The sequence below is a fragment of the Streptosporangium jomthongense genome (genome assembly GCF_042650425.1).
GTDB lineage: Bacteria > Actinomycetota > Actinomycetes > Streptosporangiales > Streptosporangiaceae > Streptosporangium.
In genome coordinates this window covers 97,206-120,332 of sequence record NZ_JBHSBC010000012.1, presented here as the reverse complement: position 1 = coordinate 120,332, position 23,127 = coordinate 97,206, and the positions used below count along the sequence as shown (strand labels likewise).

Annotated in this window: 16 protein-coding genes and 1 riboswitch; of the genes, 7 read left to right on the top strand and 9 right to left on the bottom strand. The window is 71.4% G+C overall.

The window, feature by feature from the left end; translation table 11 throughout:
• Positions 1 to 100: 100 nt before the first annotated feature.
• Together ACFOYY_RS12300 and ACFOYY_RS12295 are read right to left on the bottom strand one after the other, a co-directional pair.
• Complete coding sequence (locus tag ACFOYY_RS12300; RefSeq protein ID WP_362916729.1) at positions 101 to 799, bottom strand: CHAP domain-containing protein; 699 nt, start codon at positions 797 to 799, stop codon at positions 101 to 103.
• Positions 800 to 814: 15 nt separating this feature from the next.
• A riboswitch (cyclic di-AMP (ydaO/yuaA leader) is annotated at positions 815 to 952 on the bottom strand.
• A gap of 384 nt (positions 953 to 1,336) precedes the next feature.
• A complete protein-coding gene (locus ACFOYY_RS12295) occupies positions 1,337 to 2,209 on the bottom strand; it encodes an oxidoreductase (protein WP_386189838.1) in 873 nt (290 codons plus the stop codon).
• A gap of 144 nt (positions 2,210 to 2,353) precedes the next feature.
• On the opposite strand from ACFOYY_RS12295, the gene ACFOYY_RS12290 reads away from it, so the two are divergent.
• The gene (locus tag ACFOYY_RS12290) at positions 2,354 to 3,391 is read left to right on the top strand and encodes a hypothetical protein (protein WP_352009332.1); all 1,038 of its coding nucleotides are present in this window, start codon (positions 2,354 to 2,356) and stop codon (positions 3,389 to 3,391) included.
• Positions 3,392 to 3,402: 11 nt separating this feature from the next.
• A complete protein-coding gene (locus ACFOYY_RS12285) occupies positions 3,403 to 4,584 on the top strand; it encodes a DUF6716 putative glycosyltransferase (protein ID WP_352009333.1) in 1,182 nt (393 codons plus the stop codon).
• Positions 4,585 to 4,957: 373 nt separating this feature from the next.
• On the opposite strand, the gene ACFOYY_RS12280 is transcribed toward ACFOYY_RS12285, so the two are convergent.
• The 4 genes from ACFOYY_RS12280 to ACFOYY_RS12265 form a co-directional block, all read right to left on the bottom strand.
• Positions 4,958 to 6,247, bottom strand: a complete 1,290-nt coding sequence (locus ACFOYY_RS12280) for a polysialyltransferase family glycosyltransferase (protein ID WP_386189837.1) — start codon at positions 6,245 to 6,247, stop codon at positions 4,958 to 4,960.
• Complete coding sequence (locus ACFOYY_RS12275; RefSeq protein WP_386189836.1) at positions 6,244 to 7,173, bottom strand: glycosyltransferase family 2 protein; 930 nt, start codon at positions 7,171 to 7,173, stop codon at positions 6,244 to 6,246. The genes ACFOYY_RS12280 and ACFOYY_RS12275 overlap by 4 nt, the downstream gene beginning before the upstream one ends.
• 236 nt (positions 7,174 to 7,409) lie before the next feature.
• Entirely contained in the window at positions 7,410 to 9,467 is a 2,058-nt protein-coding gene (locus tag ACFOYY_RS12270) for an N-acetylneuraminate synthase family protein (protein ID WP_386189835.1), read from the bottom strand.
• Between the two features lie 187 nt (positions 9,468 to 9,654).
• Entirely contained in the window at positions 9,655 to 10,635 is a 981-nt protein-coding gene (locus tag ACFOYY_RS12265) for an alpha/beta hydrolase (protein ID WP_352009337.1), read from the bottom strand.
• Positions 10,636 to 10,773: 138 nt separating this feature from the next.
• Between ACFOYY_RS12265 and ACFOYY_RS12260 the strand changes: the two genes are divergently transcribed.
• A complete protein-coding gene (locus tag ACFOYY_RS12260; protein WP_352009338.1) occupies positions 10,774 to 11,364 on the top strand; it encodes a putative glycolipid-binding domain-containing protein in 591 nt (196 codons plus the stop codon).
• Positions 11,365 to 11,370: 6 nt separating this feature from the next.
• Here ACFOYY_RS12260 and pulA read toward each other — a convergent pair whose 3' ends face one another.
• Positions 11,371 to 14,037 (bottom strand): pullulanase-type alpha-1,6-glucosidase, encoded by a 2,667-nt coding sequence (gene pulA / locus ACFOYY_RS12255; protein WP_386189834.1) that lies wholly within the window; start codon positions 14,035 to 14,037, stop codon positions 11,371 to 11,373.
• A gap of 361 nt (positions 14,038 to 14,398) precedes the next feature.
• Between pulA and ACFOYY_RS12250 the strand changes: the two genes are divergently transcribed.
• From ACFOYY_RS12250 to ACFOYY_RS12240, 3 genes are all read left to right on the top strand, one after another.
• Positions 14,399 to 16,024, top strand: a complete 1,626-nt coding sequence (locus ACFOYY_RS12250) for a glycoside hydrolase family 13 protein (protein ID WP_386189833.1) — start codon at positions 14,399 to 14,401, stop codon at positions 16,022 to 16,024.
• 147 nt (positions 16,025 to 16,171) lie between these two features.
• On the top strand, positions 16,172 to 17,446 hold the full coding sequence (locus ACFOYY_RS12245) for a hypothetical protein (RefSeq protein ID WP_386189832.1): 1,275 nt from the start codon (positions 16,172 to 16,174) through the stop codon (positions 17,444 to 17,446).
• Positions 17,447 to 17,549: 103 nt separating this feature from the next.
• Entirely contained in the window at positions 17,550 to 18,212 is a 663-nt protein-coding gene (locus tag ACFOYY_RS12240; protein WP_352009342.1) for an amino acid-binding protein, read from the top strand.
• A 66-nt stretch (positions 18,213 to 18,278) separates the two neighbouring features.
• Here the strand turns inward: ACFOYY_RS12240 and ACFOYY_RS12235 are convergent, their stop codons facing one another.
• Positions 18,279 to 19,556, bottom strand: a complete 1,278-nt coding sequence (locus tag ACFOYY_RS12235) for an ABC transporter ATP-binding protein (protein WP_352009343.1) — start codon at positions 19,554 to 19,556, stop codon at positions 18,279 to 18,281.
• 292 nt (positions 19,557 to 19,848) lie between these two features.
• Between ACFOYY_RS12235 and ACFOYY_RS12230 the strand changes: the two genes are divergently transcribed.
• On the top strand, positions 19,849 to 20,913 hold the full coding sequence (locus ACFOYY_RS12230) for a LacI family DNA-binding transcriptional regulator (protein WP_362916709.1): 1,065 nt from the start codon (positions 19,849 to 19,851) through the stop codon (positions 20,911 to 20,913).
• A 71-nt stretch (positions 20,914 to 20,984) separates the two neighbouring features.
• Here ACFOYY_RS12230 and ACFOYY_RS12225 read toward each other — a convergent pair.
• On the bottom strand, positions 20,985 to 23,127 hold a 2,143-nt coding region (locus ACFOYY_RS12225), incomplete at its 5' end, for an indolepyruvate ferredoxin oxidoreductase family protein (RefSeq protein WP_386189831.1).

Below are 23,127 nucleotides of genomic sequence, written 5' to 3'. Positions count from 1 at the left end.
CCCCTTTCCGGATTCGGGGGATCACCGCCGCGGCGGGCGGGGAGTCCGCCGCGGATGGGGGTCTCGTACGGCGGGGGCCGTACGGAGGGAGGGGATGGGGTCAGCCGCTGTAGACCGGGTAGCCGTAGCCGACGACCTGGGAGGTCGGACGGATGCGCTGCTCGACCTTGCCGTTGCCGGTGTTGCCCTCGATCGTGGTGATCGTGCCGTTGCCGTTGTCCTGCTTCACGAAGCCGACGTGGTCGATCCCGTCGAGGTCCTTGCCGCCCTTCCAGTCGAAGTAGACGACGGCGCCGGGCTTGGGAGTGGTGCCCCAGTGGCCGTTGTCCCTGAACCACTTGGCGTGGGTGACGGTGTAGGCGTCCCAGCCCATGGTGGGGCGGATGCCGGCCTGCTCGCCGACCCAGGAGACGAACATCGCGCACCAGGGGGCGTTGGCGTAGTCCTGGATGCGGCCACCGTCACGGGCGGTGGTCTCCTTGGCGCGCTCACTGGACATGTACCAGGAGTGGAACTTGGTGCCGCCGCCCTGGGCGTTCTCGCTGACGCCGATCTGCTGGGAGGCGATGTTCAGAACCTGCTGGGCGGTCACCTTGGGCAGGCGCTCGGCCGTGGTCTGGAGGCTGGTCTTGGCGGTGTCCGCGCTCGCGTTCCGGACGGTGGCGGACGTCTGCTCGGGGGTGTCCGCCAGGGCGGGTCCACCGGCGACGACCCCGCCGCTGAGGGCGATGGCGGTGCCGAGGATGACACGGGCCAGGTAGTGCGTCTTGGGGGTGGAGGTAAGGCGGTGCTTGGCCATGGGGTACTGCTCCTTGCGTCGCTTCCATGCCGCCTACCGGGTTAGCTGACGGGTTCGGACTGGAAAGTGTCCTACAGCGCGTATGCGCTGATTCACCCCAAAGGACCTGGGTCCCCGGTTCCGCGAGACTCGCGGATTCGGCGGCCGTGTCCATCAGGCGGATGTCCACCTGGTGGAGCACGGTCGGGCAATGTCGTGGCAATGCGCTGACCTGCGAAGGTCTGGGCGTTCGCCGCGAATTCGTTGAACGTACGTGAACCGGACAGACGATTACAAGTCCGACACATTGCCTTGGCTTGGGAATGGGCCTCGTTCGAGGGGGAAGACTGGGGCCTCGTCCACCCGGGACGATCTCCCTTTCGGTGACGCGATCCCCGGTGGGAGAGGGGATCGCGACACGACGGGCACGATGAAGGGCAAGGGCAAGGACTTCGCGTGCCAGGTGAACGTAGATCTTTTGGCCGACCCCTCCTCCACCGGGTCAAGAGGGGGTCTCTTTACCCGTCCCGGCGGGGTCGCCCCCGGCCCCTGGGCCGGTCAGGGGCGTGACGTGAGCGCGGCGAACCGTACGCCTGTGAGCTCCTCGGAGACGATCCACAGCCGCCGCGCCAGGTCTTCGTCGAGAGCCCTGGGCGAAGGCGTCAGCGCCCTGGGGCCGGGGCCGACGTACGTGCCGCCGGCCACGCCGGGGTGGGTCGCGGCGTACAGGGAGGGGAGGGCCCCTTTCTCCGGAGCCTTGAGCGCCAGCCGCATGAAGGAGGTGACCGGCCGGGTGAACACGCCCGGCCGCATGATCGAGGTGGCCGTCGGCCCGGGATGGACGGCCAGGCTGAGCAGTTTGCCTCCGGCCAGGCGCTGTAGTTCGAGGGCGAACAGCAGGTTGGCCAGCTTGGACCTGCAGTAGGCGCCGAAGCGGCGGTAGCCGTTCTCCAGCCCCAGGTCGTCGAAGTCGATCCGCCCCATCGCGTGCGCGCCACTGGAGACCGTGACGACCCTGGCCCCCTGTCCGGCCAGTAGCCGGGGCAGTAGCGACCCGGTCAGGGCGAAGTGCCCGAGATGGTTGACGCCGAACTGGGCCTCGAAGCCGTCGGCCGTCGTCCGCCGTGGAATCATGGCGACGCCCGCGTTGTTGACGAGGAGGTCGATCGGCCGGTCAAGGTCGTCCGTGAACGCCCGCACCGAGGCGAGATCGGCCAGGTCAAGGCCTCTGAGCTCGACCCGTCCCTCCGGGGCCGCCGCCCTGACCCTCTCCAGCGCCACCCGCCCCCTGGCCCGGTCGCGCGCGGTCATGATCACCTCGGCGCCTCGCCGGGCGAGGTGCAGGGCGGTCGCCAGCCCTATCCCGCTGCTGGCACCCGTGACCAGTGCCGTACTGCCGGACAGGTCGGGAATGTCATCAGCGGTCCACATGATCGGCGTCTCCGGGGCCAGCTGTACGAAACGGTTTCGTACACTACGGTAGATCGTCACGAGTACGACCCGCAAGAGGGCATATTCGTGTGTTCACCCGTAGTTCCCGGCGCCGTAAGACGTCCGGGTTACGGTGAGGCGGTCGTGAACGGGTCATCGCCCGGCGTGGAGGACGGTCGAGACCACGCGCGGGAGCAGGGTTCGGCCGTTGCCTGGGTGGAGTCCCCGCTGCAGATGCTCTGCGCCGTGGAGGCCCACCACGCGGGGCTGCTCGGCGCCCACGCACGAGTGGTGCCCAGGGCCGGGCTGCGCCCGCTGGCCGTCACCCGCCGTGAGATCGCCAAACTCGGCCCACCGGCCGGGCTCGAACTCGACGAGCCCTCGCCCGAGATGCCCAGGCCCCGCAGGGGGACGAGCTGGGCGGTCGGCGACGCCTTCTCCGGCAAGGTCCAGGCGGCCTGGCTCACCGCCCTGCCCGGCCGGATGGTGATCGTCGACGACGGGCTCGCCACGATCAGGCTCCTGGAACTGCTCACCGGGCGGTTCTGGACGCCCCTGCTCCGGGCCAGAGCCACCCCGGGACCGCTCAGGAAGGTGCTCGGCTCGGCCGCGGGCATGCGGCTGCGGGCGGCCGCCCGGGCAGGCCGCCTGTCGATCTTCACGGCGCTGCCCGTCCCCGACGACCTGGCGCGGGCCGTACGCGCACGGGGGGCCGAACTGGTCACCCACGACTTCGCCTGGCTCAGGTCCCAGCCCATGCGCAGACCGGGGCCGAGGGAACGCACCGTCGTCCTGGGCACCTCCCTGGTCCGCAACGGCCTCATCCACCGCGACCACTACTTCGGCTGGCTGGCCGGACTCGGCTCGACCGGGCCCGTCGCCTACTTCCCGCACCGCAGAGAGGACCCCGGCGACCTCGCCAGGGTCGGCAGGCAGCCCGGGATCACCGTCTACGACGGCGGCGCCCCCGCGGAGATGACGCTGCGCGGACTGGAGGCCGAGCAGCGGGTCCTGAGCCTGCCCTCGACCGCGGTCACCTCCCTGCGCGTCCTGCTGTCGGCCCGCGGCGTCGTCGTGGAGACCGTGGACGTCCCCGACGAGTGGTGGACCGCCCAGGCGGCGCCCTCCCTCAGAACGCACCTATCGATGTTCGCCCATCACGACACTGGAGTCACAGGTTGAAGGTCCTGGCCGTGGCCGACTCGGATTCCTACCTGAAGTGGGCCGCCTACCTGCTTGAGGGCCTGCCCTCGGGCTGTACGGCGGAGCTGACGGTGGTCCGTACCCCCATCACGCCCTCACCGGCCCAGATCCACGCGGCCGTGGCCGGCGCGGCCGGTGACCCGCCGGTGCTGTCCGCCAGAGCCCTGCGCAGGGCCGCCGAGCGGTTCAGGCCCGACGTGGTGCTGGTCGCCTGCACAGGGCCCGTGGTGGACGTGCTGGTCAGCGAGGTCCTCTCCGGCCTCACGCCCCGGCCCGTCTTCGTCTCCGGCCTGCCGGGCATCTCCATCCCGGCGACCGAGAAGGCATGGATCTTCCGCAGCGGATGCGACCTGTTCGTCCTGCACAGCGGGCGGGAGGTCGAGGAGTTCTCCACCATCGGCAAGGAACTCGGCGGCGGAGGACAGATCGGCCTCACCCGGCTGCCGTTCCTGCGCGACAGCGGGCAGGTCCCCGCGGCGGGGCCCCGCGACCGCGTCGTGTTCGCCACCCAGGCCAAGGTGCCCAAGCGCAGGGAGGACAGGGAACGGATCCTGCTCGCGCTGGCCGACCTGGCCGGACGGCGCCCCGACCTGGACGTGGTCGTCAAACTGCGCGCCCTGGACAACGAACGCCAGACGCACAACGAACGCCACAACTACCAGCGTCTGTGGCAGGCCCTGGAGACCGAGGGGCGGGTCCGCCCCGGCGCGGTGCGGTTCGCCGCCGGAGCCATGCACGAGCACCTGGCGCACGCCGCCGGATTCGTCACCGTCAGCTCGACCGCCGCACTGGAGGCCATCGCCCAGGACGTGCCGCTGCTGGTGCTGTCCGACTTCGGCGTCAGCGCCGAGATGATCAACCTGGTCTTCGAGGGAAGCGGTCTGCTCGGCACCATGGACGACCTGGCTCAGGGCCGTTTCCACACCCCGGACGAGGCCTGGTGCAGGGCGAACTACTTCCACCCCAACGGGGAGAGCGACTGGGTGTCGCAGATGGTCGCCCTCGTCGGCCAGTCCCGCTCGGGACGCCTCGTCCCCGCGACCTCCCTGCTGGACGGCCCGCAGTACGCCGCAGCCCGCAGGCGCGCCCGCCTGCGCGTGGAGGTGCCGCCCAACGTCCTCCGAGTCGGCTACCGCGCCAAACGCCGCATGCGCCGCTACCTGAAACTGTGACTTTTGCGCCGCCTGGCGGCGTCGCGGGTTGTGTCTCTTTGCGCAGCCTGGCGGCGTCGCGGGGCTTGGTCGCCCTGGGTCGGTGCTTTCCCTCGTCACTCCGTCGCTTCGCTCCTGCGTTCCTCAGTCCAAGCACCGACGCGCCCAAGCCGTGTCTCTTTGCTCCGCCTGGCGGCGTCGCGGGCTTGGGCGCTTCAGGTCGGTGCTTTCCCTCGTCACTCCGTCGCTTCGCTCCTGCGTTCCTCAGTCCAAGCACCGACGGCGCCCAAGCCGAAACTCCTCACGCTTGGCGCCGGTAAGGCACAAGACCAAAACCCTCACGCCTGGGGCGGGGAGCCCCTCGTGAGGGTGCAAGAAGCGGGGTGCCGGCGGGTCAGGAGAGGGCCTTGGAGAGGCGGCGGCGGATTTTGCCCAGGGGGCCCGGCTCCGGGGCGGGCGTGGTGGGGAGCAGGTCCAGGGCCGTCAGGCGCTGACGCTTGAAGTAGCGGGCGGGGCCGTTGGCCTCCAGATACGCGACGGCCCGTTCACGCAGCCCGGGGTGGACGGTGCTCTGCATGCAGTAGCCGACGGCGCCCACCAGCGCGGGAAGATCGACCGGGGGCGGCTCCTCCAGCGACCCGTCGGGGGACAGGCGGGGGAGCAGGGCGTCGGTGATCGTGACCGGGACGCGGTTGCTGTTCTCGTACGGCGCCAGCCGTTCGAGCACCAGGTCGCCTCCGAGCGTCGCGACCGGCAGCCCGAACTGCCTGCTCGCGGTCACCAGGGCGGTGGAGAAGCAGCCGACGACCAGCTCGGGTTCAAGCGTGGCGAAACACGACTCGGCGGGGACGCTCTCCCCGACGACCGTCAGTTCAACCCCCAGCTCCGCGGCCGTCTCGCGGAGCCGCTGGGCGTGTCGCCGCCCGCCCGCCGGGTGCGGCTTGAACAGCACCGAGCGAAACCCCCTCGCGGCCAGGCCGCGCAGCATGTCCGCGTGCAGCCCGGCCTCCTCGTCCTGGGTGACGATGTCGAGCGCCGACAGGTACTGGCCGAGGATCATCGCCTGACCGCGGGGAAGGCCCCGCGTGCCGTGCGTGAGCCGTTCCGCCTGGGCGAGGACGTCGAGGAAGGCCCGGTCGGGCAGGGCGACCGCGGGCACGCCGTACTCGGAGAGCAGCAGCGGCGACAGGCCGGGAACGAGGTCCAGGTGGAGCAGGCGGGTGATCCGCCCCGAGATCTCCTGCGGCAGGGGGTCACGGGTCGGGCCGTAGCTCATCAGGCCGTCGGAGTAGACCGTGATCGGGCAGTCCTTGACCAGGCCGGCGATCGTCCTGGCGGGCGGCACCGCGATGGACTCCAGGATCAGTTCCCGGGGCCCCTCCTCAAGGGAGAGGTGGGAACGCAGGAGACGGCCCAGCATCGGGACCTCGATGATGCGGGCCTTCCAGTCGGAGGGGTGCAGCGGCGCCACGATGTCGTTCCACGACCACACCTCGTCGAACCGGGGACGCAGCGCGGCGAAGCCGGGGGCCTGGTCGAGGGAGGGGGTGATCTCCGGGATGGCCGCGTTGTTCGAGACCAGCAGGATCCTGCGGCCCGGGTGCGGGCCGAAGAGCCCCTCGTCGATCGCCGCCCCGAGCGTCATCGCGCCGAACAGCGTCGAGGCGTAGAACAGCTGTGTCATCGGGTCTCCAGCAGTGTCTGCAGGATCTGGTCGCGCTCCGGCTCCAGCCGGCCCGCGGCGAGCAGGTCGGAGGGCAACCGCCTGAGGGCGTCGGCGCCGCGCTTTTCGAAGCGGGCGCGCAGGTCGGGGGAGAAGCGGTCGGCCAGCTCCAGATGGTGGGCGAGGAGGGCGCAGAAGGTCCGCACCGCCTTCGGGGCGAACTCCTCCTCCAGGTCGGAGAGGACCAGGTCGAAGGCGTCGAAGAAGTGCAGCTGCCTGGCGTCGCCCACCTGGGTCAGCGAGCCGGTGACCATCCTGCGGTAGAACAGGCCCGCGAGCGAGACCACCGCGAACGAGCCCGCCTGCCGGTGCAGGCGCCAGATCCACGGCCGGTCCTCGGCGGTGTGCAGGTGCCCGGGGAAGGTCAGCAGCTCACCCAGGTCGCGACGGTAGATCCCGGCCCACGCGTAGGGGTAGTCGACCATCGTCTTCACCCCGGTGGGCAGGATGTGGTCGCGGGGCTTCAGCACCGTCTCCCGTACGGCGAGCGGCGCCCGGTGGATCACCCGTTTGCGCCCCTCGGCCTGGACGTGGTCCACCCGGACGAAGTCACATCCGAGCCGTTCGATCGCCCCGGTCAGTTCGGCGAGGTAGTCGGGCGCCAGCCAGTCGTCGCCGTCCATGAAGGTCAGGTAGCGCCCGGAGGCCAGCGAGGTCCCGAGGTTGCGGGCGTCGGCGAGCCCGACCGGCCTGTCGTTGTGCACTACGACCAGGCCGGGCAGCTCGTCGCGGAAGTCCTCGATGATCTGCCCGGTGGCGTCCGTCGATCCGTCGTCGACCACGATGAACTCGAAGTCCCTGCGCGCGTTCCTGACCAGGGAGGTCAACGCGTCGGAGATGTAGAGCTCGGCGTCCTTGACCGGGACGACGACGGACAACGTGATCAAGTTTTCCCTTTTCTGTTTTCTCTGGTGATTCGACCCCCACGCGGGGACTTCCTAAGCCCTACACGTGAGGTTTTTGATCTTGTGCTTTACCGGCCCCAAGCGTGAGGAGTTTCGGCTTGGGCGCGTCGGTGCTTGGACTGAGGAACGCAGGAGCGCAGCGACGGAGTGACGAGGGAAAGCGCCGACCCGGGGCGCCCAAGCCCCGCGACGCCGAAGGCGTCGCAAAGGAACACAACTCAGACCCGCACCCTCCGCAGCCGGGCCTTCGGGGCCTCCTCGCCGGGGAAGACGCGCTTGACGCCGTCGCCGAGGGCGGTCTCGATGATGCGGATGTCACGGACCAGGTGCTCCAGGCCCGAGGGTTCGAGCGAGGCGGCGTGGTCGGAGCCCCACATGGTGCGGTCCAGCGTGATGTGCCGCTCGACGGTCACCGCGCCCAGCGTCACCGCGGCCAGGGAGATCTGCAGGCCGCGCTCGTGGCCGGAGTAGCCGACGGGCACGCCGTAGCGCTCCTGGAGGGTGACGATCGTGCGGAGGTTGGCCTCCTCGGGCGGCAGGGGGTAGGTGGAGGTCGCGTGCATCAGCACCAGCTTGGAGGTGCCGAGGATCTCCACCGCCCTGTCGATCTCCTCAAGGGTGGACATGCCGGTCGAGAGGATGATCGGCTTGCCGGTCGCGGCCAGGGCCTGCAGCAGCTCCACGTCGGTGACGCTGGCCGAGGCGACCTTGTGCGTGACGACGTCCATGGCCTCGAGGAACTCGACCGAGGGCACGTCCCACGGCGAGGCGAACCAGTGCAGGCCGCGCTCCTGGCAGTACCTGGCGATCTCGGTGTACTCGTCGAGACCGAACTCGGTCCTGACCTTGTACTCCATGTAGGTCATCTCGCCCCACGGCGTCTGCCGGATCTGGTCGCGCTGCTCAAGCGGCACGCAGATCTCCGGGGTGCGCTTCTGGAACTTGACCGCCTGGCAGCCCGCCTCGGCGGCCACGTCGATGAGCCTGCGCGCGATGTCGATGTCGCCGTTGTGGTTGATGCCGATCTCGCCGATCACGTAGACCGGCTGGCCCGAGCCGACCAGCGCGTCGCCGATCTGGACCGGCTTGGCGACCGGGGAGAGCCGCAGCTCGGTCCTGGGGGCGGGGGTCGCGGCCGTCTCCGTCGCGGGGCGCGCGGCCAGGACGCGGTCGCACAGTTCCCGTACGGCTCCGGCCCCGCCGGGCCTGGTCAGCACGGTCCTGGCCGCGGCGCGGACCTTGGGGTGGGCGTCGGGGACCGCGACGGGCCAGCCGACGTCGCCCATCGGGCCGAGGTCGTTGACGTCGTTGCCGACGTAGGCGACGCGGGAGGGGTCGATGCCCTCGATGGCCAGCCAGTCGCGCAGCACGGTCCGCTTGTCGGTCAGCCCCTGCAGGACGGGCACGCCGAGCTTGCGGGCACGGGCGGTGACCACCGGGTTCTGCTCGGTCGACATGATCATCAGCTTGACGCCCGCCCTGCGCAGCAGGGAGATGCCCATGCCGTCGGAGCGGCTGACCGCGACCGTCTCGTGGCCGTCCTGGTCCACGTAGGCGCGGTCGTCGGTGTGCACGCCGTCGAAGTCGGTGATCACCGCGTCCACGTCGATGGGCTCGGGCAGGTCGACGAACGGCGCGAGGGCCCTGACGATCTCCAGGTCCTCGGGAGAGTCGATCTCCAGGGCGTGCCTGGCGGGGACGGGCTGCACGGAGACGGCGCCGAAGAAGCGGTGACCGTGCTCGCGCAGGCCCTCGGTGCGCATCACGTAGAAGGCGCCGGTCTCGCGGTAGTCGGGCTCGCGGTCCTGGCGGCGCGGCCGGTGCGCGGGGTCGTGGTTGATGCCCGCGCCCGCCGAGCTCCACAGGAACTCGTGCGTCTCCAGCCCGGAGAACACCACGTCTGCGGTGCCGTCGAGGACCTTGACGATCGCGCCGTCCAGGTCGGCCGGGTCGATGAACGCGCTGGTGCACTGCACCAGGACGACCACGTCCGGCACGTCGGACAGGTGGTCGAGGACGTGCAGGACGGCCGACTCGCTTGAGGCGGTCGCGCCGCTCAGCTCCTCGGGGCGTTCGATCACGGTCGCCCCCGCCTCACGGGCCGCCTCGGCGATCCCCCTGTGGTCGGTGCTGACCACCACCTCGTCGATCAGTTCGGCCCGCAGGCAGGCCTTGACCGCGCGGGCGACCAGGGGAGTGCCGCCGACCGCGGCCAGGTTCTTCAGCGGGACGCCCGCTGATCCTCCACGGGCGGGGACAACGGCCAGGACTCGCAAGGTTGCTCCTCGTGACATGCGGCAAATGCCCCTGAGCTGGGGCGTTTTAGGAACGCTAGTCACGGGGGTGACCGGACAGGGGTGACTGAGCTGAACGCCCAGAGTCGGTCGTCTTAACTTTCCGGAGAGCCGGGGGCTCCAACACGGAGGGCAGTGTGGGGCATACCGGATGTGTCGCCGTGCGCGGTCAGGCGCTCGCGCCGATGGAGTCCATGAGCATGGGCAGCGCCCGTTCCAGGCTCTGCCGCCAGTACGGCCAGCTGTGGGTTCCGGGGCCGTAGAAGTCGGTCACGACCCGCGCGCCGTTCGCCTGGGCCCGGTTGACGAAGGTCTGCGCCTGACGCAGCAGAGTGGCCTCCCCGCGGTCGGGGGCGGTGCCCAGCGGGTCGAGAGACCCGGGTGTGCCGTCCCCGCAGGAGACGAAGAGCCGCACCCCGCGCAGCCCGGCGGTCAGGTCGGCCGGGTTGTGCGCCGCCCAGGCGGGGTCACGGTGGCCGCCCCACAGGTCGGCGGAGTCCTCGCCGTACTCGTTGAGCAGCCAGTCGACGCCGTTGTTGCCGTCGAGGGTGTTCAGCACACCGGAGAAGGAGGCCGCCGCCCGGAACATCCCCGGGTGACGGGCCGCGTAGGACATCGCGCCGAGCCCGCCCATGGACAGCCCCGCCACCGCCCTGCGGTCCCCGGCGCCGTAGTCGCGCTCCAGGACGCGGCGGACCTCGGTGAGGTGGAAGGTCTCCCAGGCGGGGCCCTCCCGCCAGTCCGAGTAGAAGCCCACCTGGCCCCCCTCGGGGATGACCACGATCACCGGATAGGCCGAGGTGAGCCTGGCCGCCTCCCCCTGGGTCGTCCACGCGTCGTACTCGGACTGGCAGCACCCGTTGAGCAGGTACAGCACCGGCCACGGCCCCGATCCGGGGCGCCACCCGCCGGGCAGCAGCACCCGGACCATGCCCTCGCGTCCCAGCGCGGCCGAGCGGATCGTGAGCTCGTGGTCGCGCTCGCTCAGCCGGTTGACGTGGACGCTTCCCGGCCCGGAGCCGAGCGGGGACATCTCCGGGCCACGCGGTGTCCCGCCGGAGGAGAAGGGGGTCAGCAGCGCCAGGAGCACGGCCGCCACGGCCGCTCCGGCGAGCAGGAGGACTCCGAGGCGTGCGGCTGTGCGGTTCACGGGACCAATCCTGGCGAAACTTCGCGATCACCGGAAGTGCCGGGCGGCGGCGCGCCGTGGCGTAATGGTTCGTCATGGCCTGCCGGGGTACGGCCGTTCCGCAGGGGTCGGGGACATCCGGGGGAGAGGGGACGGCGGATGCGCGGGCTGGTGTGGATGAAGGACGGGGGCGCCGAGTATGCCGAGGTGGACCTCGGGGCGGAGCTGACGGCGGTCGGGGTGGCGATCGGCACCGACCCCGTGCCCTACCGCCTTGAGTACACCCTGCGCACCCTGACCGGATATGTCACCGAACTGCTGTCGGTGCGGGTCCACGGAGCGGGCTGGCACCGGGCGCTCGACCTGCGCCGCTCCGTGCACGGAGCCTGGTCCTGCGAGACCAAGGAGGAGGGGAACCTGGGCGGGCCGTCCCCGGGCGGTGACGTGAACGCCCTGGGCGACGCGCTCGACTGCGATCTCGCGCTGTCTCCGCTGACCAACACCATGCCGATCCTGCGCCACGGCCTCGACGCCAACGACGGGCGGATCGACCTCGTCACCGCCTGGGTCGGGGTGCCCCACCTGCACGTGACCCGTCACCCGCAGCGCTACGTCCACCTGGCGCAGGGCCGGGTGCGCTTCGAGGGAGAGGGCTTCGGCGCCGACCTCACCCTCGACGGGGACGGCGTCGTCGCCGACTACCCGGGGCTGGCCAGGCTGATGAGCGGGGACGCCTCCCCGGCCTGGTGACCCCTCTCAGGGCGCGGGCCGTACGAAGACGGCGACCGTGCGGGCGGGGACGCTCAGCGTGCCGGTCGCGGGGTCGAAGCCGGACCTCCGGACGACGGGGTCGCCGCCACCTGCCTGGACGGGGTGCAGTTCCACCCGGGCGCCCGCCAGCGCCGCGACGGCCTGCGTCACGGTCCCCGGTGTCGCGTTGAAGACGACCGTCAGCGACGTCCGGTGCGGGTCGAGGCCGTCGGAGTCCAGATGCATGGTCACCACGCCGGGGATCTCCCGCGGCCCGGCGGCGGGGAAGGACAGGCGCGCCTGCACCTCGTCGAGGGAGCCGAGCGCGAAGGCGGGGGACGAGGCGCGGATCCTCAGCAACTCGCCGTACCTCGCCCTGGCCGAGCGGATCGCCGCGCGGTCCGGTCTGAGGGCGGGGTCGGCCAGCAGTGGCCTGGCGTACTCCCACCTGGCCTCGTTGCCCGCCCTCGGGGGAAGGCCCGCGCCGAACCCGTTGCCCAGCGCGGGGTCCCACAGCAGCCGGTTGAACCAGTCGCCCGAGTCGTAGGAGTTGCGGTCGAAGGACTTCGAGCGGAGCCGTTCGCTGCCCGCGTGCACGAACGCGAGGCCCTGCCCGAGCAGTACGGTGGCCAGCGAGAGCGTCTGCATCCGCACCCGGTCGGCCATCGTCGTCGACCTGGGCAGCTTGTAGGCCAGCGCGTCGAACAGCGTCTCGTTGTCGTGGGCGTCCACATAGGTGACGACCTCGCCGGGTGAGGCGGTGTACCCGGCGGGGGAGCCGTTGTAGCCGATCTCCGAGGCCCGCGTCCACCTGCCGTCCGAGGCGGTGAAGGCGTAGTCGCGCAGGTTGCCCGCGAGCCCCGCCTTGATCAGGTCCTGGTAGTACAGCAGCCGCCCCCGCCGCTGCTCGGGCGTGCCGTTCACGGGTGAGTCGTCGGGCGGTCCCGCCAGGCCGGAACCGAAGCCCCGCACCCTCGGGTCGGCGTCGAAGGGGCCGCCGCCGCGCACCGCGTCCCGCAGCCGGTCGCTGAAGGTGGCGATCCCGGTACCCGCCATGGCGGTCTGGGTCGCCTGCTCGAAACGGGCGCCGCCCGCGACCTCGCCGAAGTCCCAGCCCTCGCCGTACAGCAGGACCGAGGCGCCGTCCACGCCGTCGGCGCCGGGGGTGAGCCGGTCGAGGGCCTCGCGAACCGCCAGGAGGTTCGCCTTCGGGTGATGGCCCATCAGGTCGAACCTGAAGCCGTCCACCTTGTACTCGCGGGCCCAGGTGACGACGGAGTCGACGACGAGTCTGCCCATCATGAGGTGCTCGGGGGCGGTGTTCGCGCAGCAGGTCGAGGTGGCGACCGTGCCGTCGTCGAGCAGCCGGTGGTAGTAGCCGGGCACGAGCCGGTCGAGCACGGCCGAGGGGTGCTGACCGCAGGCGTAGGCGTGGTTGTAGACCACGTCCATGACCACCCGCAGCCCCATCCGGTTCAGTTCGGCGACCATCCGCCGGAACTCCACGATCCGCGCCGTCCCGTCGGGGTCGGAGGCGTAGGAACCCTCGGGCACCGTGTGGTGCAGCGGGTCGTAGCCCCAGTTGTAGGAGTCCCGCGCCGCCGTCAGGGCCACACGTTCCTGCTGCAGCTCGGAGTCCGGCGGCATCGAGGCCAGGTCGCCGTCCGGCTCGGTCCGCTCGGACCGGCGGTCCGGGACGGTGGCGAAGTCGAAGACCGGCAGCAGGTGCACGTGGGTCAGGCCGTCCCGGGCCAGGGAGCGCAGCTCCGCCGTCCCCGCCGAGTCCCGGGCGAAGGCGGCGTAGGTGCCCCGCTCCTCCTCGGGGACCGACGGGTCGCCGGCGGAGAAGTCGCGCACGTGCAGTTCGTGGATCACCGGCCGGTGCCGGGTGACGGGGGGCTTGCGCAGTTCGGCCCAGCCCTCCGGGGCCAGGGCGGGGTCGGCGAGGTCGGCGAACTGGCTGCGCGTGGAGCCGGCCGACAGCGACAGGCCGTATGGGTCGGTGACCTCGTTGACGACGACCTTTCCCGCGGCCGGGGCGTAAACCGTGACCAGGAAGGTGTAGTAGCGCCCTCTCCACGACGGGTCGCCGGTGACCGACCAGACGCCCGTCCCGTCGTCGCGCCGCATCGGACGCACGGTACGGCCCGCCCCGGAGGGGGTGTCGTACAGCGCCAGCCGTACCTTCCCGGCGGTCGGGGCCCAGACCGAGACCCTGGGGACGCCGTCCTCCCAGACCGGGCCCAGCTCGGCGTCGGCCGCCGCCCGGTAGAGGTCGTCGAGCACCCCGGCGATCTGCACCCCGGTCGCGGCCAGCGGCGCCCCCGCCGGGTCCCGCCGCACGGCGACCACCTGGCCGCGCAGTGCCGAGGGGACCAGGCCCGCGTCACGCGGATCGACCGTGAAGGCCGTCCGCCCGGCCAGGTGAGGCCGTACGGCCAGCTGCGCGGCGGTGAGCGAGCCGGGGGACAGGCGGATGACCCCGAGGGCGCCGGTCAGGTCCCCGCCCGTGCGGGCGATGCCGCCCTCGCCGGACAGGAGCAGGCTGTGGCCGAACCCGGCCGGGTCCCCGTCCAGGTCCCAGACGACCGTCCCGCCGTCGATCCAGTGCGCCCACGCCCGGCCGGGATCGATGTCACCCCCTGCGCCGTCGTGCTCCGTTGCCTGGCTCACGTTCGCGGTCTCCTCGCCTCACGGGCACGCTTTCCTGACCTCCTCGTTCCCCGCGAGGCGGCCGTGACGCAAGCGGTTACGGGGGTTTCATCGGAAGTCCTCGGTGCCTCCGGAGTGAGAAACATGCAGCTAGACGGATATATGGTGACTTTCCTGGTGGGCGCTCCGGGCCCTGTCTTGACATCTTCCTGTAACAAGTTTGCAGAAAGTTGCGGCAAATTCTTTCGCTTCGGCTTACCGCCGCGTAACGTCCGGCGTATCCTGCCCGGCCCGGTGGTCCGTCCCCGGCCGCGGCGGGGACCGCCATACCGTGGGCCCGCCGGGCGTCACGGTCTGACAGTCGTCTGATCGGGGGACCCCCATGACCGAACTCGCCCAATCCCACCGCCCCGGCGGAGCAGACGGGACGGCCACCCGCTGGTGGCGCGACGCGGTGATCTACCAGGTCTACGTGCGCAGCTTCGCCGACGGCAACGGGGACGGGATCGGTGACCTGCTCGGGGTGCGCGGGCGCCTGCCGTACCTCGCGGACCTGGGTGTCGACGCCCTCTGGCTGACCCCGTTCTACACCTCGCCGATGGCCGACTTCGGCTACGACGTGGCGGACTACCGGGACGTCGATCCGATCTTCGGGACGCTGGCCGACGCCGCCGCGCTCGTCGAGGAGGCGCATCGGTACGGGCTGAGGGTGATCGTGGACGTCGTGCCCAACCACACCTCCGACCGGCACGCCTGGTTCCGGGAGGCGCTTGAGGCGGGACCGGGCAGCCCGGAGCGGGAGCGCTACGTCTTCCGCGAGGGCAGGGGCGAGAACGGGGAGCTGCCGCCGAACGACTGGGAGTCGATCTTCGGGGGGCGCGCCTGGACCCGGCTGCCGGACGGCGAGTGGTACCTCCACCTGTTCGCCTCCGAGCAGCCCGACCTGAACTGGGAGAATCCCGAGGTCCACGCCGAGTTCGAGTCGGTCCTGCGCTTCTGGCTCGACCTGGGCGTCGACGGCTTCCGGGTGGACGTGGCGCACGGCATGGTCAAGGCGCCGGGGCTGCCCGACGTCGGCCATCCCGACCAGATCCGGATGATCGGCACCGACGTGGTGCCGTTCTTCGACCAGGATGGCGTCCACGACATCCACCGGGCCTGGCGCAGGCTCCTGGACTCCTACCCCGGCGAGCGGATCGGCGTCGCCGAGGCGTGGGCGCCCTCCCCGGGACGGCTGGCCCGTTACGTCCGCCCCGACGAGCTGCACCAGGCCTTCAACTTCCACTTCCTGGGCACCCCGTGGGAGGCGGCGGCGTTCCGCGCGGTGATCCAGGAGTCTCTGGACACCGCCGGGTCGGTTGGCGCCCCGACCACCTGGGTGCTGTCCAACCACGACGTCAAACGGCACGTCACCCGCTACGGCGGCGGCGGGACGGGCCTGCGCAGGGCCCGCGCCGCGGCGCTGCTGACGCTCGGCCTGCCCGGATCGGCCTACGTCTACCAGGGGGAGGAGCTCGGCCTGCCCGAGGTCCTCGACCTGCCGGAGGAGTTCCTGCACGACCCGCAGCGGCTGCGCGACCCGGAGGCGGGCAGGGACGGCTGCCGGGTGCCCCTGCCGTGGAACGAGGCCGAGCCGCACCTCGGCTTCGGCCTGCCGGGCGGCGAGGACCCCTGGCTGCCGATACCCGCCTCGTGGGGGCCGCTCAGCGTCGAGTCGCAGCTGGCCGACCCCTCCTCCACGCTCAACCTGTACCGGCGGGCCCTGGAGGTCAGGCGTGCCCGGGGCTCCTTCGGTGAGGACGCTCTGGCGTGGCTGCCCTCCCCGGAGGGGACGCTGGCCTTCGCCCGTGGCGAGGGGTTCGCCTGCACGGTCAACCTGACCGGTGAGCCGGTCGAACTGCCCGCGCCGGGACGTGTCCTGCTGGCCAGCGAGGAGCCGGTAATCGAGGGCGGCCTGGCGCGGCTCGCCCCCGACTCCGCTGTCTGGTGGGAGCGCGAGGGCGCGTGAGAGCGCCGTTCGCCGGGCAATGCCCACCTCAACGCCGGTGAAAGAGTTGTAACGGTTCGCTGGGTGCCTGCCGCCCCCGATGGTCCGGCGGGGGCTCCCTGTGCCAGGATCTCCGCTGACCGTCACTCAGCGATGGGACGTGCCTACATGGAGTCGATCATTCCGCGATGGACCGTTCCCGCTCTCGCGGTGTTCACCGTGAGCGGTCTCCTCGTCGCGGTCCCCGGCCCCGCCCAGGCGCGGGCGGGCGGCGTCTACTACGTCGACTCCGAGAAGGGCGACGACGCGGCCGCGGGCACCTCGCCGGAGAAGGCGTGGCGTTCCCTGGGCAAGGTCAACGACGCCAGGTTGCGCCCCGGCGACGTGGTGCGGCTCAGTCGCGGCGGAGTGTGGCAGGGACCGCTGCGGCTTCGCGCGAAGGGCACCGCGGCGCGGCCCGTCGTGGTCGAGCCGTACGGCACGGGCTCGGCGCCGAAGGTCGGCGGCGAGGGCACGGAGAGCTGCGTGGTGCTCGGCGGCTCCCACCTGCGGGTGACCGGGGTGCGCGCGAGCGGCTGCCAGTGGGCGGGCTTCGAGGTGACCGGAGACGACAACGAGCTCGACGGCGTCCTGGCCGACCGCAACGCCAGCGGCGTCAACCTCGTCGGAGCACGCAACGTCCTGAGGAACAGCGTGCTGACCCGCAACGACCGCATGAGCGTCAACGACAACGGCGGTGACAACGACTCCGGCGCCTTCGGTGTGCTGCTCAACGGCGACGACAACCTGGTCTCCGACAACGTCATCACCGGCAGCTACGCCGCCAGCCAGGACTACGGCACCGACGGCGCCGCGGTCGAGGTGTTCAACGGCGACCGCAACCGGGTGGTCAGGAACATCGCCCGCGACAACGAGACCTTCGCGGAGCTGGGCGCGCGCAAGGGCAGGACCGCGACCGGGAACGTGTTCGCCTTCAACGTGGTGACCTCCTCACGCAAACGTGGCTCCTTCCTGATCACCCGGGGCGCCGGTCATGTGGTCGGGCCGGTGCTCGGCACGGTGGCGGTGCAGAACTCGGTGTACCTCCCCGCCCGCGACACCATCGGCTGGTCGTGTCATGACGGCTGCTCCCCGGCCATCCTCAAACTGCGCAACAACGTCATCGTGGTCGGCGGCCAGATGGGCTACGAGGACGGTGCGGGGGCCGACGAGGGCGGCAGCGTCTACCGGGGCAGGTCCCGCGGGTTCAAGCTCGGCTCGCGGTCCGTCGTCGCCGATCCGCGCTTCAGGGGTGGGAACGACCTGCGCCTGAAGCCGGGCTCCCCGGCCCTCGGCCGGGGCCTCAAACTCAACCCTGCCTGGTACGGCGGCGCCTCCCAGGCCCGTGACCTGGCGGGGAAGGCCCCTTCGGTGGTTCCCGACGCGGGCGCCTACCAGCACTAAGCTTTCCGAATTTTTCGGATTTAAGGTCTTATCTTGGACATCTCCCCGGAACATCCGTGAAACCTGTCTAGGACACCCTGTGTTCGGAGAGGGGGGATCGACGATGATGTTGCGACTGCGGGTGTCCTTTCCCGACAGGCCGGGGGCCCTGGGCCAGGTGGCCCGGGTGCTCGGCACGCTGGGCGCCGACATCCTCCAGGTGACGGTGCTGGAACGTGAGGCGGGGCGGGTCGTCGACGACTTCACCGTCTCCTGGCCGGGACCGTTCGGCCCGGAGGGCGTCAGGGACCGGCTCTCCGCCGTGCCGGGCATCCGTGTCGAGGCCGTCTGGCGGACCAGGGAGATCCCCGGGACGTCCCCCGACTACGACCTGCTCAGGCACGTCGTCGCGGAGCCGGGGCGGGCCTTCGCCACCCTGGTCGACGCCATCCCGGACCTGGTGAGCGCCGAGTGGGCGGTCGTCGTCTCCTCCGAGAGCGGCGAACTCGTCCACCGAAGCTGGCAGGCGCCGGAGTCCCTCGACGAACGGGGAGGCCTGTCCGGGATCGGATCGGCCGACCTCACCGCCCTGCGCCCCTGCGCGCTCACCGGGGGACGCCACCGCTTCATGAGCGTGCCCGTCCCCGGCGCGGGACTCCATCTGGTCCTCGCACGTACGGAGGGGCCTCCGTTCCACCGCGCCGAGCTGGACCGCGCGGTCCGTGTCGTGGAGATCGTCTCCATCATCGGCCGCAGCACCGCGCCGCAGACCCCTCAGGGCGTCTGAGGCCGTTCATCCGGGCCTTGCCGTGATCCGGGTCCCCGGGCCCGCCCAGGGCGCGTCCGGTCCCGCTCAGCGGCGGGGCGGGTCGATGCGCGAGCCGTCCACGGTGAAGAGCATCAACCGGCTGGCGTCCACGCCGACCCTGGCGGGCTCCCCCGCCCGCCAGACGGGACGAGCGCCGAGCCGGACGATGAGGTCGGCCCTGCGATGGGTCCCGCTCGCCTGCTCGTTTCCGTACTCGGTCTCGGCCTGTGCGGACCGGCCGGGCAGCAGCCTGCGGATGGCCGCCATCGCACGGCCACCGGAGGCGGCCATCGCGTGGGCGTTGTGGCGCGGGTCGGGCGGCTCGGGGACGGCGACGGACTGGATGCCGCTCTCGACGTAGGCGAGCCACTCGTGGCCGTGGTACTCAAGCGCCCTGACCCGGCCGAAGAAGACCGGGCCCTCGAACGTCTCCGGCACCGGGGCGAGGCAGTCGGGACGCAGGCCGACGATGATCTGACGGCCGACGTGCTGGGAGATCACGTACGCCCTGGGATCGGTCCAAGGAATGGTGATCTGATGTGGCCCGAAGTCCAGCATGATGAACTGGTTCTGCGGGGTCTTGACCACGGCCGACAGCAGGTTGAGCTGCTGGGAGCTGAGGAAGGCCGCGGTGAAGGCGGTCGCCGGGTCGTTGTAGACCTGTCCCGGGGTGCCCAGGTCCTGGAGCACGCCGCGGTTCATGATGGCGATGCGGTCGGCCAGGGTCAGGGCCTCGACCTGGTCGTGGGTGACGTAGATGGTGGTCACGCCGAGGGAACGGACCAGCGAGGAGATCTCCATGCGCATCTCGGTGCGCATGCCCGCGTCGAGGTTGGACAGCGGCTCGTCCATCAGGAACAGCGAGGGCTGGCGGACGATCGCCCTGCCCATCGCGACACGCTGGCGCTGACCACCGGAGAGCGTTCCAGGACGACGGTCGAGGGTCTCGTCGATGTGCAGCGCCTTCGACAGCTCGGTCACCCGCTCGCGCACCAGGGCGGGGTCGGCCTTGGCGATCTCCAGGGGGAAGGCCATGTTGCCCCGCACGGTGCGGTGCGGGTAGAGCGCGCCGTTCTGGAAGACCATGGCGACGTCACGCTCACGCGGCGGCAGGTCGTTGGCGAGGGTGCCGCCGAGCCACAGGTCGCCCGAGGTGACCTCCTCAAGCCCGGCGATCATCCGTAGCAGCGTGGACTTACCGCATCCCGAGGGCCCCAGCAGGACAAGGAACTCCCCGTTCTCGGCGCGCAGGTTGATGCGGTCAACCGCGAGGTACCCGCCGGGGTAGACCTTGGTCACATTGTCGAGGACGACGGTACTCATGCGCGCTCGTTCCTCCCGGACTCCGCTGCCCGGATCCAGCCGTGTGATTGATGAGGTAGTACATCGCGACATTCACCTGTGTGTCCATAGATGTGGTTAGAAATCGCTTGCCTTCGGGCCACTTCCGGAGCCCGGCTCCGGGTGGCCGACGTCGCGACGACAAGGGTTCAGGTGCTGATCGTGATGACGGTCGCTGAATGTTACAGTTTGCGAAAAGTTGTGCGAACCCTTTCACGGGGGCCGGATGCCGTCTGGCTTGCGCCCCGCTCGGCCGCATGGTGGGGTGCTTGTGATGGACGGCGAACTCCCGCGGGTCCCCCGGCCCCGCCTCGACGGCGCGGGCGTCAGACTGGCCGACATCGCGGCGCGGGCGGGAGTGAGCGAGGCCACGGTCAGCCGGGTGCTCAACGGCAGGCCGGGCGTGGCGGTCACGACCAGGCAGGCGGTGCTGGCCGCGCTGGACGTGCTCGGCTACGAGCGCCCGCAGCGCCCGCGCGGGAGCAGCAACGGGGTGGTCGGCCTGGTGATCCCCGAGCTGGACAACCCGATCTTCCCGGCGTTCGCCCAGGCTCTCGGAAGAGAGCTGACCCAGCACGGCTACACCCCGGTGCTGTGCACCCAGCTTCCCGGCGGCGCCCCCGAAGACGAGTTCACCGAGATGCTGACGGAGCGGGGGGCCAGCGGCATCGTCTTCGTCTCCGGGCTGCACGCCGACACCACCGCCGACGTCGAGCGCTACACCCGACTGGTCGGCCGGGGCCTGCCGATCGTGCTGCTGGACGGCTACAGCGACCGGATCGAGGCCCCCTTCATCTCCCCCGACGACAGGGCGGCGGCGTGGCTGGCCGTGCAGCACCTGGTGGACCTCGGGCACGAGCGGATCGGCATGGCCCTCGGGCCGCGCCGGTACGTGCCGGTGATCCGCAAGATCGAGGGTTACCGCCAGGCGATGGCGCACCTGCTCGGCGCGGACGAGACCGACGAGCTGATCTCGCACTCGCTGTTCTCCGTCGAGGGCGGCCAGGCCGCCGCGGTCCGGCTGCTCGAACAGGGTTGCACCGGGATCGTCTGCGCCTCCGACCTGATGGCGCTCGGCGTGATCAGGGCCTGCCGGGAACGGGGGCTGTCCGTGCCCGAGGACGTCTCGGTGGTCGGCTTCGACGACTCGCCGCTGATCGCCTTCACCGACCCGCCGCTGACCACCGTCCGCAAGCCCGTCGGCGCGATGGCCGCGGCCGCCGTCGCGGCCCTCATCGAGGAGATCAGCGGCACCCGGGGCAGGAACGTCGAACTGGTCTTCCAGCCCGAGCTGGTCGTACGCCGCTCGACCGGCTCCGGCCCGCTGGTGAACCGTTAGACCCGCCGGATGCGGGCCGCCTCTCCGCACCGGGCGCCGTTGACCGGTGCGGAGGGTCTCGCGGCCCCGGCTCACCCCCGTTCGGGGGAGCCGGGCCTGCGGCCGCCGGAAAGGCGGCCGAGAAGGGAGGCGGCGGAGGCCCGGTAGGCGGCCACGTTGCGCATCTTGACGTGCTCGTAACCGCGCACGACGTCCGGCAGTTCGGCCAGTTCCAGGACCGTCGCCGCGGTCTCGGGGGTCAGGTGGGACAGGGCCCGCCGCACGTCGCGGGTGTACTCCGCGACCAGCGCCCGCTCGGTCCTGCGCACCCCGGCCATGCCGAACGGGTCCAGCCGGGTGCCGCGCAGCCCGCGCATGCCGTACAGCAGGCGGAAGGCGGGGTCGAACCAGGTGCCGAGGCGGATCTTGCGGTTCATGCCCATGGCACGCAGCACCGGCGGGTGCAGGTTGTAGGAGATCTTCGCACCCGGCCCGAACTCGGCGGCGATCCTGGCCCGCTCGGCCGGGTCGAGGTGCAGTCTGGCGACCTCGTACTCGTCCTTGTAGGCCATGAGCCGGTGCAGGTGACGCGCGTAGGCCTCGGTGATCGGCAGCGAGTCCCCGGAGGTCCCCCTGGAGGCCTTCTCCTCCTCGGCCTTGACCGCGCGCACCGCCTCGGCGTAACCGGCCGCGTAGCGCGGGTTCTGGTAGGCGGCCAGGTCGGGCACCCTGACCGTCAGAAGGCGGTGCAGTTCGGTGCCGGGCTCGGCGATCGAGTCGACGAGCCGGGCGAGCTCCGGGTCGGGACGGGAGGCGGGCGGCGCGGGCGGGCGGGCCGCCTCGGCGACGGCCTCGGGGGCGGCGACGACGGCCCTGCCCCAGTGGAAGGCGGCGATCGTCAGGTCGGCGGTCTTGCCCCCGCTCTGCCGTACGGCCCGTTCGATCGACTCCAGGCTCAGCGGGATGAGCCCGCGCTGCCAGGCCGCGCCGACCACGATCGTGTTGGCCGGCATGTGGTCGCCGAACAGCGCCTGGGCCAGGTCCTCGGCGTCGAGGTAGACGTTCAGTTCGCTCCTGGTGCGCGATTCGAGCGCGCCGATCGGTGAGCCGAGTTCGGTGACGTGCCTGGACGGGTCGACGACCATGGAGCCGGTGGGGACCAGGCTGGTCGAGACCACCGCGACGGTCCGCCCGGGGTCGGCGGCGCTCAGGTGCTTGGGGTCGGTCGCGCCGAGCAGGTCGAGCGCCAGGTAGGCGTCGACCGCGCCGGTGCCCGCCCGCGCGGAGCGGTCCTCGCCGTCCTCGAAGATCCGGACGTCGGAGACGACGGTGCCGCCCTTCTGGGCCAGGCCGGTCTGGTCGAGCCCGCGTGAGCGCTTGCCGTCCAGCATCGCCGCGGTGCCGAGCATCTGCGCCACGGAGACCACCCCGGTCCCGCCGATGCCGACCAGCCTGATCGTCGTCTCCCCGGCGCGCGGCTCGGGGGCGGGCAGCGCGGGCGGCACGGGTACGGCCCGGCGCCGCCGGGTGTCCTTGCCGGGCACGACGGTCACGAAGGACGGGCAGTCGCCCTCGACGCACGAGTAGTCCTTGTTGCACGAGGACTGGTGGATCTCGGTCTTGCGGCCGAACTCCGTCTCGACCGGGAGCACGGACAGGCACTCCGACTTCTGCCCGCAGTCGCCGCAGCCCTCGCACACCCGCTGGTTGATGGCCACCCGCCTGACCGGGTCGGGCAGTTCGCCCCGTTTGCGCAGCCGCCGCTTCTCCGCCGCGCACTGCTGGTCGTGGACCAGCACGGTCACGCCGGGGATCGAGGCCAGCTCCCGCTGCGCCTGTTCGAGCGCGCTCCGGTCGCGGACCTCGGCGATCCTGGAGAGCCTGACCCCCCGGTAACGCTCGGGCTCGTCGGTCGTGACGATCACCCTGCGCACGCCCTCGGTCTCCAGCCAGCGGGTCAGGTCGGCCACCGCGAGCGACGGGGTGATCGTCTGCCCGCCGGTCATCGCGACCGCGCTGTTGTAGAGCAGCTTGTAGGTGATGTTGACCCCCGCGCCGACGGCCGCCCGTACGGCCAGCGAGCCCGAGTGGTGGAAGGTGCCGTCCCCCAGGTTCTGGAAGATGTGCGGGGTGTCGGTGAAGGGCGCCTGCCCGATCCACTGCGCCCCCTCGCCGCCCATCTGGGTCAGGCCGGTCAGCGTGCCCTTGCCCTCGCGGTTGATCACGATCATCGTG